This is a genomic window from Streptococcus cuniculi (assembly GCF_001921845.1).
Classification (GTDB): domain Bacteria; phylum Bacillota; class Bacilli; order Lactobacillales; family Streptococcaceae; genus Streptococcus; species Streptococcus cuniculi.
Genome location: NZ_MSJM01000008.1, coordinates 78,979 through 94,501 on the forward strand (window position 1 = coordinate 78,979; position 15,523 = coordinate 94,501).

General features: G+C 42.5%; 16 protein-coding genes and 1 pseudogene. 13 read left to right on the forward strand and 4 right to left on the reverse strand.

Annotated features, from left to right (window positions below; all coding sequences use genetic code 11):
• Positions 1 to 143: 143 nt before the first annotated feature.
• The 4 genes from rpsF (at position 144) to BU202_RS09060 (ending at position 1,909) form a co-directional block, all read left to right on the forward strand.
• The gene (gene rpsF, locus BU202_RS09045; protein WP_075105456.1) at positions 144 to 434 is read left to right on the forward strand and encodes a 30S ribosomal protein S6; all 291 of its coding nucleotides are present in this window, start codon (positions 144 to 146) and stop codon (positions 432 to 434) included.
• Between the two features lie 11 nt (positions 435 to 445).
• Positions 446 to 940 (forward strand): single-stranded DNA-binding protein, encoded by a 495-nt coding sequence (locus BU202_RS09050; protein ID WP_075105457.1) that lies wholly within the window; start codon positions 446 to 448, stop codon positions 938 to 940.
• A 32-nt stretch (positions 941 to 972) separates the two neighbouring features.
• A complete protein-coding gene (rpsR, locus tag BU202_RS09055) occupies positions 973 to 1,212 on the forward strand; it encodes a 30S ribosomal protein S18 (protein WP_002939250.1) in 240 nt (79 codons plus the stop codon).
• Positions 1,213 to 1,543: 331 nt separating this feature from the next.
• Complete coding sequence (locus tag BU202_RS09060; protein ID WP_075105458.1) at positions 1,544 to 1,909, forward strand: immunity 22 family protein; 366 nt, start codon at positions 1,544 to 1,546, stop codon at positions 1,907 to 1,909.
• Between the two features lie 127 nt (positions 1,910 to 2,036).
• On the opposite strand, the pseudogene BU202_RS09065 reads toward BU202_RS09060, so the two are convergent.
• The 4 genes and pseudogenes from BU202_RS09065 to BU202_RS09080 all read right to left on the reverse strand — a co-directional run.
• A pseudogene (locus BU202_RS09065) lies at positions 2,037 to 2,427 on the reverse strand (transposase family protein); the annotation flags it as partial.
• Between the two features lie 208 nt (positions 2,428 to 2,635).
• Entirely contained in the window at positions 2,636 to 3,334 is a 699-nt protein-coding gene (locus tag BU202_RS09070; protein WP_075105459.1) for a LiaF domain-containing protein, read from the reverse strand.
• 72 nt (positions 3,335 to 3,406) lie between these two features.
• On the reverse strand, positions 3,407 to 4,060 hold the full coding sequence (locus BU202_RS09075) for a DUF1129 domain-containing protein (protein WP_075105460.1): 654 nt from the start codon (positions 4,058 to 4,060) through the stop codon (positions 3,407 to 3,409).
• Positions 4,061 to 4,078: 18 nt separating this feature from the next.
• Entirely contained in the window at positions 4,079 to 5,023 is a 945-nt protein-coding gene (locus tag BU202_RS09080) for a magnesium transporter CorA family protein (RefSeq protein WP_075105461.1), read from the reverse strand.
• A 980-nt stretch (positions 5,024 to 6,003) separates the two neighbouring features.
• Here BU202_RS09080 and uvrA point away from each other — a divergent pair.
• The 9 genes from uvrA to nusB all read left to right on the forward strand — a co-directional run bounded on the left by uvrA (position 6,004) and on the right by nusB (position 15,381).
• Complete coding sequence (gene uvrA / locus BU202_RS09085; protein ID WP_075105462.1) at positions 6,004 to 8,832, forward strand: excinuclease ABC subunit UvrA; 2,829 nt, start codon at positions 6,004 to 6,006, stop codon at positions 8,830 to 8,832.
• 208 nt (positions 8,833 to 9,040) lie between these two features.
• Positions 9,041 to 10,081: an ArsR/SmtB family transcription factor gene (locus tag BU202_RS09090; protein WP_075105463.1), complete on the forward strand. Its 1,041-nt coding sequence runs from the start codon at positions 9,041 to 9,043 to the stop codon at positions 10,079 to 10,081.
• 128 nt (positions 10,082 to 10,209) lie between these two features.
• Entirely contained in the window at positions 10,210 to 11,028 is an 819-nt protein-coding gene (locus BU202_RS09095; RefSeq protein ID WP_075105464.1) for an ABC transporter ATP-binding protein, read from the forward strand.
• Positions 11,029 to 11,799 (forward strand): ABC transporter permease, encoded by a 771-nt coding sequence (locus BU202_RS09100; RefSeq protein WP_075105465.1) that lies wholly within the window; start codon positions 11,029 to 11,031, stop codon positions 11,797 to 11,799.
• Positions 11,799 to 12,587 carry an ABC transporter permease gene (locus tag BU202_RS09105; protein WP_075105466.1) on the forward strand — a complete coding sequence of 263 codons (789 nt, stop codon included), beginning with the start codon at positions 11,799 to 11,801 and terminating at the stop codon, positions 12,585 to 12,587. Before BU202_RS09100 ends, BU202_RS09105 begins: the two co-directional genes overlap by 1 nt.
• Positions 12,588 to 12,854: 267 nt before the next feature.
• Complete coding sequence (locus BU202_RS09110) at positions 12,855 to 13,916, forward strand: M24 family metallopeptidase (RefSeq protein WP_075105467.1); 1,062 nt, start codon at positions 12,855 to 12,857, stop codon at positions 13,914 to 13,916.
• 63 nt (positions 13,917 to 13,979) lie between these two features.
• Entirely contained in the window at positions 13,980 to 14,540 is a 561-nt protein-coding gene (gene efp / locus BU202_RS09115) for an elongation factor P (RefSeq protein WP_075105468.1), read from the forward strand.
• A 27-nt stretch (positions 14,541 to 14,567) separates the two neighbouring features.
• Positions 14,568 to 14,960 (forward strand): Asp23/Gls24 family envelope stress response protein, encoded by a 393-nt coding sequence (locus tag BU202_RS09120; protein WP_075105469.1) that lies wholly within the window; start codon positions 14,568 to 14,570, stop codon positions 14,958 to 14,960.
• On the forward strand, positions 14,950 to 15,381 hold the full coding sequence (gene nusB, locus BU202_RS09125) for a transcription antitermination factor NusB (RefSeq protein ID WP_075105470.1): 432 nt from the start codon (positions 14,950 to 14,952) through the stop codon (positions 15,379 to 15,381). Before BU202_RS09120 ends, nusB begins: the two co-directional genes overlap by 11 nt.
• The last annotated feature ends 142 nt before the right edge of the window (positions 15,382 to 15,523 follow it).

Here is a 15,523-nt window from a genome sequence, read left to right on the forward strand (position 1 = left end):
CACCTTTTTTCATCTAAGAAGGGAAAATCCTGTTATTTTCCTTGCTATTTCTTTAAAAGTGCGGTATAATAATACCTTGTGAGCAGCCCTCACTTACTCGTGGCTAGACCATGAGTCATTAGACCAAAAGGAGGAACATATCAATGGCTAAATACGAAATTCTTTATATTATTCGTCCAAACATTGAAGAAGAAGCTAAAAATGCTTTGGTAGCACGCTTTGACTCTATCTTGACTGACAACGGTGCAACTGTTGTTGAATCAAAAGCATGGGAAAAACGTCGTCTTGCATACGAAATCAAAGATTTCCGTGAAGGACTTTACCACATCGTGAACGTTGAAGCAAATGATGACGTAGCTCTTAAAGAGTTTGACCGTCTTTCAAAAATCAACGGCGATATTCTTCGTCACATGATTGTGAAATTAGACGCGTAAGAAGGTAGATTATGATTAATAATGTAGTACTAGTGGGGCGTATGACCCGAGATGCAGAACTTCGTTACACACCGTCTAACCAAGCTGTTGCGACGTTTACACTTGCGGTGAACCGCAATTTTAAAAATCAAAATGGTGAGCGGGAAGCGGATTTTATTAACGTGGTCATTTGGCGCCAGCAGGCTGAGAACTTGGCAAACTGGGCTAAAAAAGGTGCCTTGGTGGGAATTACTGGTCGGATTCAGACACGTAATTATGAAAATCAGCAAGGGCAACGCGTTTATGTGACAGAAGTTGTTGCAGAAAATTTCCAATTGTTGGAAAGCCGTACTGCACGTGAAGGACAAGGTGGTGGCTATCAAGCTGGCAATTCATTTGCTGGTGGCAATGATTACAATTCACCCTATCAAGCGCCTGCACAATCTACACCGAACTTTGCACGCGAAGAAAGCCCATTTGGAACAACCAATCCGATGGACATTTCAGATGATGATTTACCATTCTAGGTAAGGACAGATAAATTATAAAGGAGAAAAACATGGCTCAACAACGTCGTGGCGGATTCAAACGCCGTAAAAAAGTTGACTATATCGCAGCGAATAAAATTGAATATGTTGATTACAAAGATACTGAGCTTCTTAGCCGTTTCATTTCAGAACGTGGAAAAATCTTACCACGTCGCGTAACTGGAACTTCAGCTAAAAACCAACGCAAAGTAACAACAGCTATCAAACGCGCTCGCGTAATGGCATTATTACCATTTGTGAATGAAGATTAAAAAAAAACGTCCGGTGGACGTTTTTTTCATGAGCTTGAAAATAGGAGGGCGAATTACAACCCTTAATGGGTTGTTTTTTCACGAGCCTAGAAATAGGATAGCGAGTAAGCGTCCAGTGGACCTCTTTTTCCCTCGCTAAAAAACTTAAGAACGAGGCAGACCAGTGGGTCGTCATGGTGGGAGAGACTTAACAAAAGCACATAATGAAATTCTGAAAATAATTGATTCTTCTAGTGATTATGGTGATTTCGTAGATAAGTTAAATGATTGGGCTGAAATACGTATGAAAAATGGAATATTAGATTTACCGAGAGGATTAAGGAGACAATAAATGGAACAATACGTTAGTATATGGTTAGGAAATTTTAACGACTATGAAACATTTGAAAAATATTTTCATATAGATTATTCAGAAGATGGGGATAGTATCGCCTCTAATTTCGAACGTGATTTTGATATATATTATTATGATAGAGATATGGTCGAAAAAGATTGGATTGAAATACCGGAAAATAGAGTAGAAATACTATTAGAAGGATTTTCTTATGATGAACAAATTATTTCTAAAATCAAATTAGAAAAGTCGTATAATACAATTGTGTTATTATATGGATATAAATATAATAGTGATAAAAAATATGTGAGTAGTACAAAATATGAATTAAATTTTATTGATGTTATCGAATATATTGAATAGATAATTTGTGTAAGACAAATAAATTATAACCACTTAAAATAATGAAAAATTGTATATTTTTAGGTAGTCATATTTATAATTCATTCCTTTCGTTTCACTCAAGGCACAACACTAAATGACAAAGTGCCGAAATAGCGAGTTTAGAAGCGATATGGGTAAGAGCTTCTCTGTTGAGTAGGAGTTGAGCGATGTTGCGTCTCACTATTTCAGAGATTTGACAATTTTTCTTCACAAGGCTGGTTTCGGCTACAGTCACTTTTCGGCAGGCTTTACATTGGAATCTTCTCTTTTTCAAGCGGGATAAGACTAGGAAAACCAGCGATTTGGATAAAGGGGATTTTAGAAGGTTTTTGGAAGTCGTATTTAATCTGTTTTCCCTTGCAATGCTTACATTTAGGCGGCTGATAGTCTAGTGTAGCGATGAGTTCGATATGAGTTTCGTGTTTCAAAGCCTTGTTTAAGGTGATATTTTTGTCTTTCATTCCAATGAGAGTTGTGGTATTATTGAATTGTTCCATAAGCTACTTTCTAATGTGAGTTTGGTCGCTTTTCATTATAAGTCTTATGGGACTTTTTTGATACTCAAAAGGCCCTATAATCTCCAGAGTGGGTTTACCCACTACAGAAATTATAGAGCCATTTTTTCACGAGCCTAGAAATAGGAGAGCAAGTTTCATTTTTTTGATAAAAAAGTACCCAACGACAGAAATGTTCGTTGGGTTGCGTTTATTCAGCGTATTGAATGGTGATGGTTCCTGCGGTATTCGTTCCTGTGAGGTAGAGCTGGTGAGTTGTCTCTTGAGGGGTTGGTGGTAGATAGATTTCACCGAAGCCTGATTTGAGGTTGCTAACGACCTTGACATGATTGGGAATTTGAATGCGGCAGTTGGAGAGCGTGTTTCTCATGACGAGGTGGGTCATCTCTGTCTCGAACTGCGCTTCGCTGATGTCCAATTGCACATTGGCGCAAAAGGCCTTGATGGAGATGGTTTGTAGAGCAGGAGCGACCGAGTATTCGTATTTGTCGGTGAAATTGGCTTCAATACTGAGGTAATTGGCATCACTTGAATGAATAGTAGTAGTTGATGCGGTATCAAATTGCAGGAATTTATGCTGATTTCGCTTCTTATTGATACTGTGGATGGCGATTCCGAGAACGAGGATTCCGAAAAAGAGGGGACCGACATGAAATGTAGTATAGGAATAAGGAATGATATCCCGCATATAGAGGGCGGAAAAACTCAATCCGACAAAGAATAAAATGGTATTCTTACGTTCTACTCCTAACCACAGAAAGGCAAGTGCCAAGAGCAGAGTGAGACGGAAGTAGTCGAAGATGATGTTTAGTCCAGGGAAAAAGGCAACAAGGATGAGATAGATGGCAAAGAGTAGCAATAACACTTGCCAAGAGTAGGATTTTTTCATAGAGACCTCCAAGTAGTAAACAGATTGGTAACAAAGAAGAGGCTTAGAACGATTGTCCCAGCCTCTTGACTGTTATGGCATTGGTTGCATCGCATTGCGGATGTTGTATTTTTTCTTGAGAAGATAGCGAATACCAAATGCTGCTGCCCCGATTAGAATTGCAAAGAATGGTGATACAACGGGATTGATCGAGCTTGGAATAAGCGCTGCGAGCAAGAAAACAAGACTCCAAGCAAGTGTCGCAAGAACGAGGAAGCCAATTGCTTTGACAAAGCTAGGGCGTTTGCCGGTCTTCACTTGATCACGGTAGACAAAGTGGTACATCATATACATACCAGCTCCGACGCCAAAGCCGATAAGCAACATGGTAATGAGGCCGTAATTGACACCAGCTCCAAATGAGTTCATCGCACCGTTGACTACACCGATAATCGCAAGGAGCAAGAGGCTAGAATCGAGCCACATGAGCCAAGGATTTTCGTTGAGTTCTGGCTTGTCTGCTTCTTCAGAACGAGTAGTTTTACTCGCTGCCCAATCACTCGGTGCTCCATAGAGGCTGCGGGCTGTGACACCTGCTTTTTGATTTTCTAAAATGACGGGAAGGATTTCTTCGAGTAATTCTTTGATTTCTGCATCGGTCTTACCAGCCTTGATGAGCTGGTTGGTTGCGATATGGATAAATTCTTGGTTTTTCTTAGTTAATTCTTTCATTTCTGTAAATGACATCATAATCTCCTTTTGTGGTTAGAACCATTTTTTTCGTAAAAAGTTAATGACGACGATTGCGCTGAGGCAGGCTGAGATAAAGGCGATGACCCAGAAGGAATTTGTTTGTCCTCCAAAGGGCATGCCCGATTCGGGAACGTTCATTCCGTAAGCTGAGAAAATAACCGTTGGAATGTCGAGTGCCATGGTCATGAGGGCTAAGGTTTTCATAATCGTGTTTTGATTGTTGGAAATAATCGCCGCAGATGTTTCGGTCATGGCATACAAGACATTGCCATAAATGTCCGCCATCTCAAGGGCCTGCTGGGTTTCAATCAAAGTGTCTTCTAGCAAATCTTCATCTTCGACATACTTTTTCAAGGTGCTGTTTCGGACAGCGAGTTTTTTCACCACACGCTCGTTGAGTTTGAGGGAGGCTTTTAGGTAGACGATGGATTTTTCCAACTCCATCATATCAATGACTTGCTCATTTTTGGTGGCACGGTCAATATGGGCGCTGATACGGTCTGTCTGGCGGTCAATCGAACGAAGGGCGGTGATGAAGAGTTCAGCGTTGCGATAGAGCAACTGGAAGACAAAGCGCGTCTTCATAAAGGTATAGAAATTCTTGATTCGCTTATTGAAGAAGTAATCAAAGAGGGTTAAGGGCTGAACGCAGGTTGTAATCACGACATCCTTGGTGACAATAATTCCGAGTGGCAGGGTGATGTGGTAGCTCTTGTTGTTCCGCTCCTCGTAGGTCGGAACGTCTACGATAATCAAGGTGTAATCATCTTCTACGGTGATACGAGATGATTCTTCCACATCGAGGGGGGCCCGAAGGTCTGTGATGTCAATGTTGAACTGTTCAGCTAGTTTGACCGATTCTTCCTGGGAGGGGTTAACCAAGTTAATCCAAGAGCCCGGTTCAAAGGTTTGGATTTCTTCTAAATCAGTTAATGTAGAACGAAACATTTGCTTCATACTCAAATCCTCCTCAGTTTTTTATTGCGCTTAAGCGCACCCTTTCATTATACCAAAAAAAGCTCTCTAAAGGAAAAGTTTTTCACAAAATACACGCCAAAGGTATGAGAATAAAAATTTTATATTATTTACAAAAATGAGTGATGAAACTCCGGAGGAGGTTGCTTACGTCCGCACTACTGAAGAAAATATCAAAAAATAACGATACAGTATCAAGCAGAATGCGACAACTTCTGGCAAATAATAGATGAGGCTGGGACATAAGTACCCAACCTCCTTATTTTTATAATTTGAGCAGTTTGACGTATATCAATAGTCAGGGGAGTGACTATTGATACCTGAGCCTAGAAACTAGAAAGCGAGGCTTGTCGGGCTTGTAAAACATTGATAAATCAATATTCTATTAAAGAGGCTAGCGAAGAATCGTTCGCTAGCCTTATTTCCAACCTTCCACAATTCTCGATTGTGGAAGCAAGTCAACCTTGCGGATATCAACAGTCAGGGGAGTGACTGTTGATACCCGAGCTTAGAAACTAGAGAGCGAGGACAGTCAGGGGAGTGACTGTTGATACCCGAGCTTAGAAACTAGAGAGCGAGGACAGTCAGGGGAGTGACTGTTGATACCCGAGCTTAGAAACTAGAGAGCGAGGACAGTCAGGGGAGTGACTGTTGATACCCGAGCTTAGAAACTAGAGAGCGAGGACAGTCAGGGGAGTGACTGTTGATACCCGAGCTTAGAAACTAGAGAGCGAGGACAGTCAGGGGAGTGACTGTTGATACCCGAGCTTAGAAACTAGAGAGCGAGGACAGTCAGGGGAGTGACTGTTGATACCCGAGCCTAGAAATGAGAAAGCGAGGACTACAAAATCGATTTCTACGAAATCACGATTTTTGTCCCACTCCCTGTATTCTAGGAGTGTTTTATGCGTTGGTTGTCCATAAAATATGGTATAATTGAGGTATTTTAGAAGGAAGAAGAAATGAACGATAAGATTGTAATTCATGGGGCGCGTGCCCACAATTTGAAAAATATTGATGTGACCATTCCACGTGAGAAATTGGTCGTGGTGACGGGCTTGTCTGGTTCAGGCAAGTCAAGCCTAGCCTTTGATACCCTGTATGCGGAAGGGCAACGGCGATATGTGGAGAGCTTGTCGGCCTATGCTCGTCAGTTCTTGGGCAATATGGACAAGCCAGATGTGGATTCGATTGAGGGGTTGAGCCCTGCTATTTCAATTGACCAAAAGACCACCTCTAAAAATCCGCGTTCGACGGTCGGTACGGTAACAGAAATCAATGATTATCTGCGTCTCTTGTATGCTCGGGTGGGAACGCCTTACTGTGTCAATGGTCACGGAGCGATTTCGGCTTCGTCTGTGGAGCAGATTGTCGATGAGGTCTTGGAGTTGCCAGAGCGCCAGCGCCTGCAAATTCTAGCGCCGATTGTCCGTAAGAAAAAAGGACAGCATAAGGCGATTTTTGAGAAGATTCAAAAGGACGGCTATGTCCGTGTTCGTGTGGACGGGGATATCTATGATGTGACAGAAGTTCCTGAATTATCAAAGAGCAAGCAGCATACGATTGAGGTCGTAGTTGACCGAATCGTGATTAAAGATGGTGTGCGGTCTCGGTTGTTTGACTCGATTGAGGCGGCTTTGCGGATTGCTGATGGCTATGTCATCATCGATACCATGGATGACAAGGAAATGCTCTATTCGGAGTATTATGCCTGCCCAGTCTGTGGCTTTACAGTGCCAGAATTGGAGCCACGCCTCTTTTCTTTCAATGCACCCTTTGGGTCTTGTAGCGACTGTGATGGTCTAGGGATGAAATTAGAAGTCGATGAGGAATTGATTGTGCCAGACCCTCAGAAAACCTTGCGTGAGGGGGCCTTGGCACCTTGGAATCCGATTTCTTCCAATTATTATCCGCAGATGTTGGAGCAGGCCATGACTCAGTTTGGTGTCGATATGGATACGCCTTTTGAGGACTTGTCTGATGAGGAAAAAGACTTGATTTTCCACGGTTCAGACGGGAGAGAATTTCACTTCCATTATGAGAACGAATTTGGCGGTGTGCGGGATATTGATATTCCTTTTGAGGGCTTGATGAGCAATATCAGCCGCCGTTACCGTGAGACCAACAGCGATTATACGCGCCAAGTCATGCGGACCTATATGAATGAGTTGACCTGTGCGACCTGCCATGGTTATCGCTTAAATGACCAAGCCTTGTCGGTTCGTGTGGGCGGTGAAAAAGGCTTGCACATTGGGGAATTGTCTGACTTGTCGGTGGCGGATCACTTGGAAGTTGTGTCCCATTTGCACCTATCTGCCAATGAAGCTACGATTGCGACCCCGATTGTCAAAGAAATCAAGGACCGCTTAACCTTCTTGAACAATGTTGGGTTGAACTATTTGACCTTGTCGCGATCCGCAGGAACCTTGTCAGGGGGAGAAAGCCAACGGATTCGTTTGGCGACCCAGATTGGCTCCAACTTGAGTGGGGTCTTGTATATTTTAGATGAGCCTTCTATCGGCTTGCATCAGCGAGACAATGACCGCTTGATTGCCAGTCTCAAGAAAATGCGGGACTTGGGCAATACCTTGATTGTGGTCGAACACGATGAAGATACCATGCGGGAGGCGGATTATCTGATCGATATTGGACCGGGTGCGGGTGTCTTTGGTGGTGAGATTGTCGCCTCTGGAACACCAGCCCAGGTCGCGAAAAATAAAAAATCTATCACGGGTCAATACCTGTCTGGGAAGCGGGAAATTCCGGTTCCCTTGGAGCGTCGAATCGGCAATGGGCGCTTTATCGAGGTGACGGGTGCGCGTGAGAATAATTTGCAAAACGTGACGGCTCGGATTCCGCTTGGCAAGTTTGTTGCTGTCACGGGTGTATCGGGTTCTGGTAAATCAACCTTGGTCAACTCCATCTTGAAAAAAGCCATTGCTCAAAAGCTCAACCGCAATTCGGAGAAGCCGGGTAAATTCAAGACCATCTCTGGTATTGAACATTTGGATCGCCTGATTGACATTGACCAGAGTCCGATTGGACGGACCCCACGTTCCAATCCTGCAACCTATACAGGTGTTTTTGACGACATTCGCGATTTGTTTGCCCAGACCAATGAAGCCAAGATTCGGGGCTACAAGAAAGGACGTTTCTCATTCAACGTGAAAGGCGGCCGCTGTGAGGCCTGCTCGGGAGACGGGATTATCAAGATTGAGATGCACTTCTTGCCAGATGTTTTTGTTCCTTGTGAAGTCTGCCATGGTCGCAGGTACAATTCAGAGACGCTGGAAGTCCATTACAAGGAAAAAAATATCGCCGAAGTGCTTGATATGACAGTCAATGATGCGGTCGAGTTCTTCAAGCATATTCCAAAAATTGAGCGGAAATTGCGGACCATCCAAGATGTCGGACTAGGCTATGTGACCCTCGGTCAGCCAGCAACGACTCTTTCTGGTGGGGAAGCGCAGCGGATGAAGCTAGCGAGCGAACTGCATAAGCGCTCGACTGGGAAATCCTTGTATATCCTAGATGAACCAACAACTGGTTTGCATACAGAAGACATTGCCCAGTTGTTGAAAGTCTTGGCTCGCTTTGTTGATGATGGTAATACGGTGCTGGTCATCGAGCATAATTTAGATGTGATTAAGACCGCAGACCATATCATTGACCTAGGACCAGAAGGCGGTATCGGGGGCGGTATGATTATCGCAACGGGTACACCAGAAGAAGTAGCAGCCAACGAAGCCAGCTACACAGGACAGTATTTGAAAGGGAAGTTACATCAATAAAAGAAAATCCGATTTTTATCGGATTTTTTTGAATGTTAGATACGAAATGAAGAAGGAATAGCTGCTTTCTCTGTGCGCAGGTCGTGGCGTATAAAATATGGTATAATACTGGTAATTAGAATGATTTAGAAATTGACAAAGAAGGATTATTGTTAGTCTAGAAGCAGCTTGTTGCTTGGGATGAAGAGGAGAGAGGTTCAGTTTCGTGATGGAATATGAAGTAATAAATAAAGAGACGCGTTATCTATTTTCGCAAGCGTTAGAAGCTATGCTAGGGGTTAGTCATTTGTTGTATGACGAGGATTCTTTTGTTAGGCTGGAGATTTATGATAGTCAACAAGTTGAAGAATGGAAAAAGCAGTATCGTTTCTTATTTGAAACCTTTGGTGCAATCAAGAACCTAACCTTGCTCGGAATTTGTGAGTTTTTATTGGATGTTATCTCTGACTCGTTCACCTTAGACGACATCGAAAACGCTATTCTCGCCTTACCAGAAGAGGAACGTCTTTATCGAATGGCCGATTGGGTGCATGCCAACATAAAGCCAGTAGACATTGCTACGGCTTTAACAGATGATGATGCCTTGTATCGTTTATATGATAACGTTTCAGACCAATGTACAAGTTTTCTTGGATTCAGCTCTTTCATGCGTCAAAATCCGCGCTATATCAAAGAGTATCTTGACTTAGCAAGGGAGATGAATTCTTCTTCCCTGCGTGCATTTTTAAGCCAGTCGGAGAATCGTTTTTTTGCTTTTAAAGAACAAATCACGGAACAATTAGCAACTAGCTCTCCACTTGATGTTTCGCAAGAGCTAATGGGGAAAACCTTTCGCCATCGGGGGCCATACGAACAGTATTATTTTGTTCCTTCCTTGCTCTTACCTACCCAATACATGCGATTGTTTCATGGCAATCGAACAGCGCACAATCAGCAAATCCTCATTTGCAATCTACTGAAAGATGAGTTGTCGCAAGAACAAAAGGTTGCAGCTCTAAAAATCCTAGCAGATGAAACACGCTATCAGATTTTAAGATTATTAGCCCAGTCTCAACCAGTAAAAGGTCAGGATATCATCCGTCAATTAAAACTGGCTCCGTCTACCATATCTCACCATATGTCCATCTTAAAAGAGAGCCATTTGATTACCGAGGAGCCTGTGAAGAACGCGAAATATTATGGTGTTTCCAAAAATAAAATAGGGGAGTTGATTGACATATTGAAGGCAGATTTTGATATAGAAGACTGACTGAATTATAGAATGCGAAGATTTCAAATCTTCGCATTTTTTTGTTATTGACAAAAACAACTTGTTCTACTATAATCGAATTAGATATAAATGGAACTTCAAAGTTATCGAACAAGGAGGGAGCAAATATGGAGCCAATCGTGAAAGTCGAACACCTGTATCGAGAATATCGTGTAAAACAGGGATTGTTCAAAAAAGAAAAAAGTAGGGTAGAAGCCGTTCGGGATCTCTCTTTTGAGGTATATAAAGGTGAGATTTTTGGCTTATTAGGACCAAATGGTGCTGGTAAATCAACGACCATCAAAATTCTGTCCACTATGCTATTGCCAACGGCAGGAAAGGTTGAAATCGCTGGATGTGATATTTATACAGAGGAACAAGCGATTCGTACGAAAATCAATTTTATTTTTGGAGGAGAACGAAGTCTTTATTTCAGACTGACAGCAGCAGATAATTTATATTATTTTGCAGATTTGTATCAGCTTCCTCGTAGCGAACAAGTCAAAATGATTCCAGAATTATTGGAGTTAGTGGGTCTTGGAGATGTCGGAAACCGCCGAGTAGAAACCTTTTCAAAAGGGATGAAACAGCGTCTTCAGATTGCTAGAGCCTTGTTGAATCAGCCTGAGATTATCTTTCTAGATGAGCCAAGCATTGGCTTGGACCCGATTGGTGCTCTTGAGTTAAGAAATCTTGTCAAAAAATTGGCGCAACAAGGAAAAACCATTCTCTTGACGACTCATTATATGGCTGAAGCCGAGGAACTCTGCGACCGTATTGCCATTATTAATCATGGGGAAATGCTGACCTGTGGGACTTTAGAGGAAATTGCTTCATTGGTGACAGATGAGGAAAAGGCCACCATCCTTGAAGAAAAGGCGATGCAACAAAGCGAACTAGATGTGACGCTAGAAGATATTTATTTGAAATTAGTAGGGAGAGTGTAGATGAGGGTTATTCTTTCAAGCGCCATCGTCCATATGAGGCAGGCGGTGGCAAGGAGTATGTTTCGTTATTGTCTGTTTTTAAATCCCCTGTGCAATGCCATTTTATTAGGATTCATGTATAGTAATCAGACGGAGCAAACCTTTACTCTCTATGCAGTTTTGGGAACGTCGCTCTCTTCCTTTTGGACTATTATCTGTTTTTCATCAGCTGCCGATATTAGTCGGGAAAAATATCTGGGGACCTTACCAGTACTATTTGTATCTCCGTCTAGCTTTAAAAAGATTATGTTTGGTAAACTTTTGGGTAATAGTCTTTGGGGTTTGGTGGCTTTTATATTAAATAGTTTCTTTGTTTCTCTTCTTTTTGGGCGTGTTTTGGCTATTCGGCATATTTTTCTATTGATTTTGTTTGTCCTTCTAGCGATTCTGACTTTTGTCAGTATTGGAATGCTCATGTGTTCGGCCTTTACCCTATCTAGGAGCGCACAGTTATTGATGAATACGATAGAATTTCCTTTTCTCTTGCTGACTGGTATGGCCTTTCCTTTGGATATTTTATGGTCTCCGCTTCGATACATTTCCTATCTCTTTTCTCCGACTTGGATTATGAAAGGTTTTAGGCTAGCTGTCTATGGTGGGACGATTACTGAAATGGCAAAGGTTTTGCTCATCTTGTCTGTCTTGACGGCTATCAACTTTTTCCTTGCTGCTCTTGCTTTTAGAAAGATTGAGACCAAAAGTAGAGTAGATGCGACATTGGAGGTGTATTAATGGAAGCAATTGCTCGTTTTTTTAGAAGAATCATCATCGCCTATAAACAAGCCTCGATGTTCTCTGATTGGAAGACGTATCTATTGTTTGATTTGATTCCGCCAATCTCTCAAACTCTCTTTTTTTCGTTAATAGCTTATGCGATTTACGGGCCAGCATATATCCGAAAATGGATGATAGGAAATGCCCTACTCATTGCCTCGTTTACGGCTTTATTTGGTGTTGGGACCCAGTTGATGGCTGAGAAATACCATGGTACTCTTAGCTTTCTGATTGCCTCAAAAACAAGATTGAGTGCAATTCTGTTGTCAAGTACGGTCAGTGCGATGTGTACTGGCATGGTTTCAGTGGTACTAGGCACTAGTTTAGTGAGCGTGATGTTAGGTATTTCTTGGAATAGGAATCTTATTTTGTCATTTGTTGTGGTTCTAATACTTGCAACGTTTGTTGCCATGAGTTTCGGTTATCTTTTTTCTTGCTTTATTTTAGTCACGAGTGAAGTCAATCTCGTTCTGAACTTGGCGACTCGTGTCTTGTTGATGTTTACTGGAGCTAATTTTCCGATTGCTAAATTACCACCATTATTGCAGGGATTTTCCAATCTTCTTCCCTTAACCCGCTCTATTCATATCGCGCAGGGCTTGATGGAGGGATACCCGTTATCACATTATCGTCAGTTAATCCAGGAAGAAGTGCTACTAGGGCTTTGCTTTCTGCTCGTTGCGAGCATCCTATTATCCTTTATGGAAACAAAGGCTAGAAAGGATAGTACGATTGAATTGATATAGTCTTTTGAATGAACTTTGATGCATCGTCACTTTCGACTTGCCGTACTCAAGTCCTGTCTGCGTCTTCCGTTCCTTGTCTGAAAGTTCATTCATTTGACTATATAAGGTAGTATCAATAATATGGTGAGAAGGTTGAGACATCATTATCAGCCTTTTCTTGTTTCGTTTGTTGCAGTTGATAATTCTAAAATAGGGGCTTTTGGATTACTCCCATTTTTGAGAATTTATGTTACAATGATACTAGATTATGAACAAAGGGGAAATCATATGGAACAACGATTAACGAAGTTACGCCAGAAAATGGCAGAGGGTCATCATTCCGCCCTTCTTATCACCAATTTGAAAAATATTTACTATTTGACAGGATTCTGGGGGACGGCTGGGACGGTTCTGATTACGGCGGAACGCCAAGTCTTGATTACAGATGATCGCTACATTACCTATGCCCAGTCTGTGGTCAAGGATTTTGAGGTGGTGTCAGACCGAGATGCTCTCTCTGTAGTGGCAGAGATTTTGAAGGACAGCCGTTTGGCGGAGTTGGCCTTTGAAGATGAGGTATCTGTTGCCTACTACCAAGCCATGCAAGCTGTTTTGGAGGGAGTGAGCTTGGTGCCAACGGCCGATTTGGTCATGGGCTTGCGCATGATAAAGGATGAAACAGAGATTGCAACGATTCAGCGGGCCTGTCAGATTTCTGACCAAGCCTTCTTAGATGCTCTAGACTTTATCAAGCCAGGGAAAACAGAATTAGAGGTGGCTAATTTCCTTGATTTCCGCATGCGGGAAATGGGTTCTGAAGCTGTATCCTTTGATACCATTGCTGCATCTGGTTACCGCTCTGCTATGCCGCACGGACGTGCGTCAAATAAGGTCATCGAAGCAGGAGATGCGCTGACGCTAGACTTTGGCTGTATTTATAACCACTATGTCAGCGACATGACACGGACCATTTATGTCGGCTCTGTCAGCGATGAGGAAGCAGAGATTTACCAGACGGTTTTAGCAGCCAACCAAGCCTTGATTGCAGCAGCTAAGGCTGGCATGGAATACCGTGAATTTGACGGTGTGCCTCGCCGTGTGATTGAAGAAGCAGGCTACGGCCCTTACTTTACGCATGGTATCGGTCACGGCATGGGGTTGGATGTTCATGAAATTCCTTATTTTAGAAAAACAGCGACCGATCAGATCCAAACAGGCATGGTCTTGACAGATGAGCCAGGCATTTATCTGGAGGGCAAATACGGGGTGCGGATTGAAGATGATCTCTTGATTACAGAAACAGGTTGTAAAATCTTGACCTTGGCACCGAAAGAGTTGATTGTGATTTGAGAAATCAGACAATTTGTGATAGAATAAAACGAATAATAAAATAATGAAGAGGTAATCATAGACATGATTGATGCAAGCAAATTAAGAGCAGGTATGACATTTATTGCTCCAGACGGAAAACTTCTGCGCGTATTGGATGCAAGTCACCACAAACCAGGTAAAGGAAATACGATTATGCGTATGAAACTGCGCGATGTTCGTACAGGTTCAACCTTTGATACGACTTACCGTCCAGATGAAAAATTTGAACAAGCCATTATCGAAACACGCGTGGCGACCTACCTTTACCAAATGGATGACACAGCTTACTTCATGGATACAGAATCATTTGACCAATATGAAATTCCAGTAGCAAGTGTCAAAGAAGAATTGCTCTACATTCTTGAAAATTCAGAAGTGAAGATTCAATTCTACGGAACTGAAGTAATTGGTGTGACGGTTCCAACAACAGTTGAATTGGTTGTTGCAGAAACACAACCTTCTATCAAAGGTGCAACTGTGACAGGTTCAGGGAAACCTGCAACCATGGAAACAGGGCTTGTGGTCAACGTACCAGACTTCATCGAAGCAGGTCAAAAATTGGTCATCAACACGGCAGAGGGAACATACGTGTCACGTGCTTAATGGCATTCCTCTTAGAAAGGATTTCTCATGACAAAAGAAAATGTAGGCGAAATCGTTATTGCACCTCGTGTCTTGGAGGTGATTACAGGGATTGCTTCTGCGAAGGTAGAAGGCGTTCATTCGCTCCATAATAAGAAAGTAAGAGATGGCTTATCAAAAACGGCTCTAAACCGCGGTGTTTATCTCCAAACGGACGAAGCAGGTGATGTGACAGCGGATATCTATGTGTACTTAGAGTACGGTGTCAATGTTCCGACAGTATCGATGAACATTCAGCGTGCGGTCAAAACAGCCGTTGCAAACTATGCGGATGTGGTGGTCAAGACTGTTAACATTCATGTAGATGGTATCGTGCCAGACAAGACACCAAAACCAGACTTAAAGGATTTGTTTGGTGAGGACTTCTTAGATGAAGAGTAAGCAACACGAATCACGGCATTATTTGCGCCAATGTGCGCTTCAGGCGATTGTGTCCCTAGAATTTGGTCAAGAGCCTGTTCAGGCAGCTCAGTTTGCTTATCTATATGAGCGTGATGAGGAGCAAGAGGTGGAAATCCCTCTCTTTCTACTCAATCTCGTGACAGGAGTCGCAGATGTGCAGGATGAGATTGATGCCCAATTGGCAACACGCTTGAAAGCGGGTTGGACCTTGGATCGCTTGACCTTGATTGATAAGAATATTATGCGTTTGGGACTCTTTGAAATCTTGTATTTTGAAGAAACGCCTGACCGTGTAGCCGTCAATGAGGCAATCGAGCTAGCCAAAGAATTTTCAGACCCCGCTTCTGCAAAATTTATCAATGGTGTTTTAAGTCAGTTTATCAAAAAAGAAGAAGCCTAGGGGCTTCTTTTTTAGATTATGTGGCTTTAAGCCCAGTCTCGCTCCGATAGGTGCGAGACAAATCAACCACCCGCTATGCGGGTGCGCATCGACTGTTATACAAAAAATCTCCAAACGCGATACAATAAAGGTGTTCAAGCCT

Bases quoted from the DNA above. Each gene is read 5' to 3' on its own strand.
- BU202_RS09095 (WP_075105464.1), top strand. From the start codon at position 10,210: ATGGAGCCAATCGTGAAAGTCGAACACCTGTATCGAGAATATCGTGTA.
- efp (WP_075105468.1), top strand. From the start codon at position 13,980: ATGATTGATGCAAGCAAATTAAGAGCAGGTATGACATTTATTGCTCCA.
- BU202_RS09060 (WP_075105458.1), top strand. From the start codon at position 1,544: ATGGAACAATACGTTAGTATATGGTTAGGAAATTTTAACGACTATGAA.
- BU202_RS09070 (WP_075105459.1), bottom strand. From the start codon at position 3,334: ATGAAAAAATCCTACTCTTGGCAAGTGTTATTGCTACTCTTTGCCATC.
- BU202_RS09100 (WP_075105465.1), top strand. From the start codon at position 11,029: ATGAGGGTTATTCTTTCAAGCGCCATCGTCCATATGAGGCAGGCGGTG.
- BU202_RS09080 (WP_075105461.1), bottom strand. From the start codon at position 5,023: ATGAAGCAAATGTTTCGTTCTACATTAACTGATTTAGAAGAAATCCAA.
- BU202_RS09090 (WP_075105463.1), top strand. From the start codon at position 9,041: ATGGAATATGAAGTAATAAATAAAGAGACGCGTTATCTATTTTCGCAA.
- BU202_RS09105 (WP_075105466.1), top strand. From the start codon at position 11,799: ATGGAAGCAATTGCTCGTTTTTTTAGAAGAATCATCATCGCCTATAAA.
- rpsR (WP_002939250.1), top strand. From the start codon at position 973: ATGGCTCAACAACGTCGTGGCGGATTCAAACGCCGTAAAAAAGTTGAC.
- BU202_RS09110 (WP_075105467.1), top strand. From the start codon at position 12,855: ATGGAACAACGATTAACGAAGTTACGCCAGAAAATGGCAGAGGGTCAT.
- BU202_RS09075 (WP_075105460.1), bottom strand. From the start codon at position 4,060: ATGTCATTTACAGAAATGAAAGAATTAACTAAGAAAAACCAAGAATTT.
- BU202_RS09050 (WP_075105457.1), top strand. From the start codon at position 446: ATGATTAATAATGTAGTACTAGTGGGGCGTATGACCCGAGATGCAGAA.
- BU202_RS09120 (WP_075105469.1), top strand. From the start codon at position 14,568: ATGACAAAAGAAAATGTAGGCGAAATCGTTATTGCACCTCGTGTCTTG.
- rpsF (WP_075105456.1), top strand. From the start codon at position 144: ATGGCTAAATACGAAATTCTTTATATTATTCGTCCAAACATTGAAGAA.
- uvrA (WP_075105462.1), top strand. From the start codon at position 6,004: ATGAACGATAAGATTGTAATTCATGGGGCGCGTGCCCACAATTTGAAA.
- nusB (WP_075105470.1), top strand. From the start codon at position 14,950: ATGAAGAGTAAGCAACACGAATCACGGCATTATTTGCGCCAATGTGCG.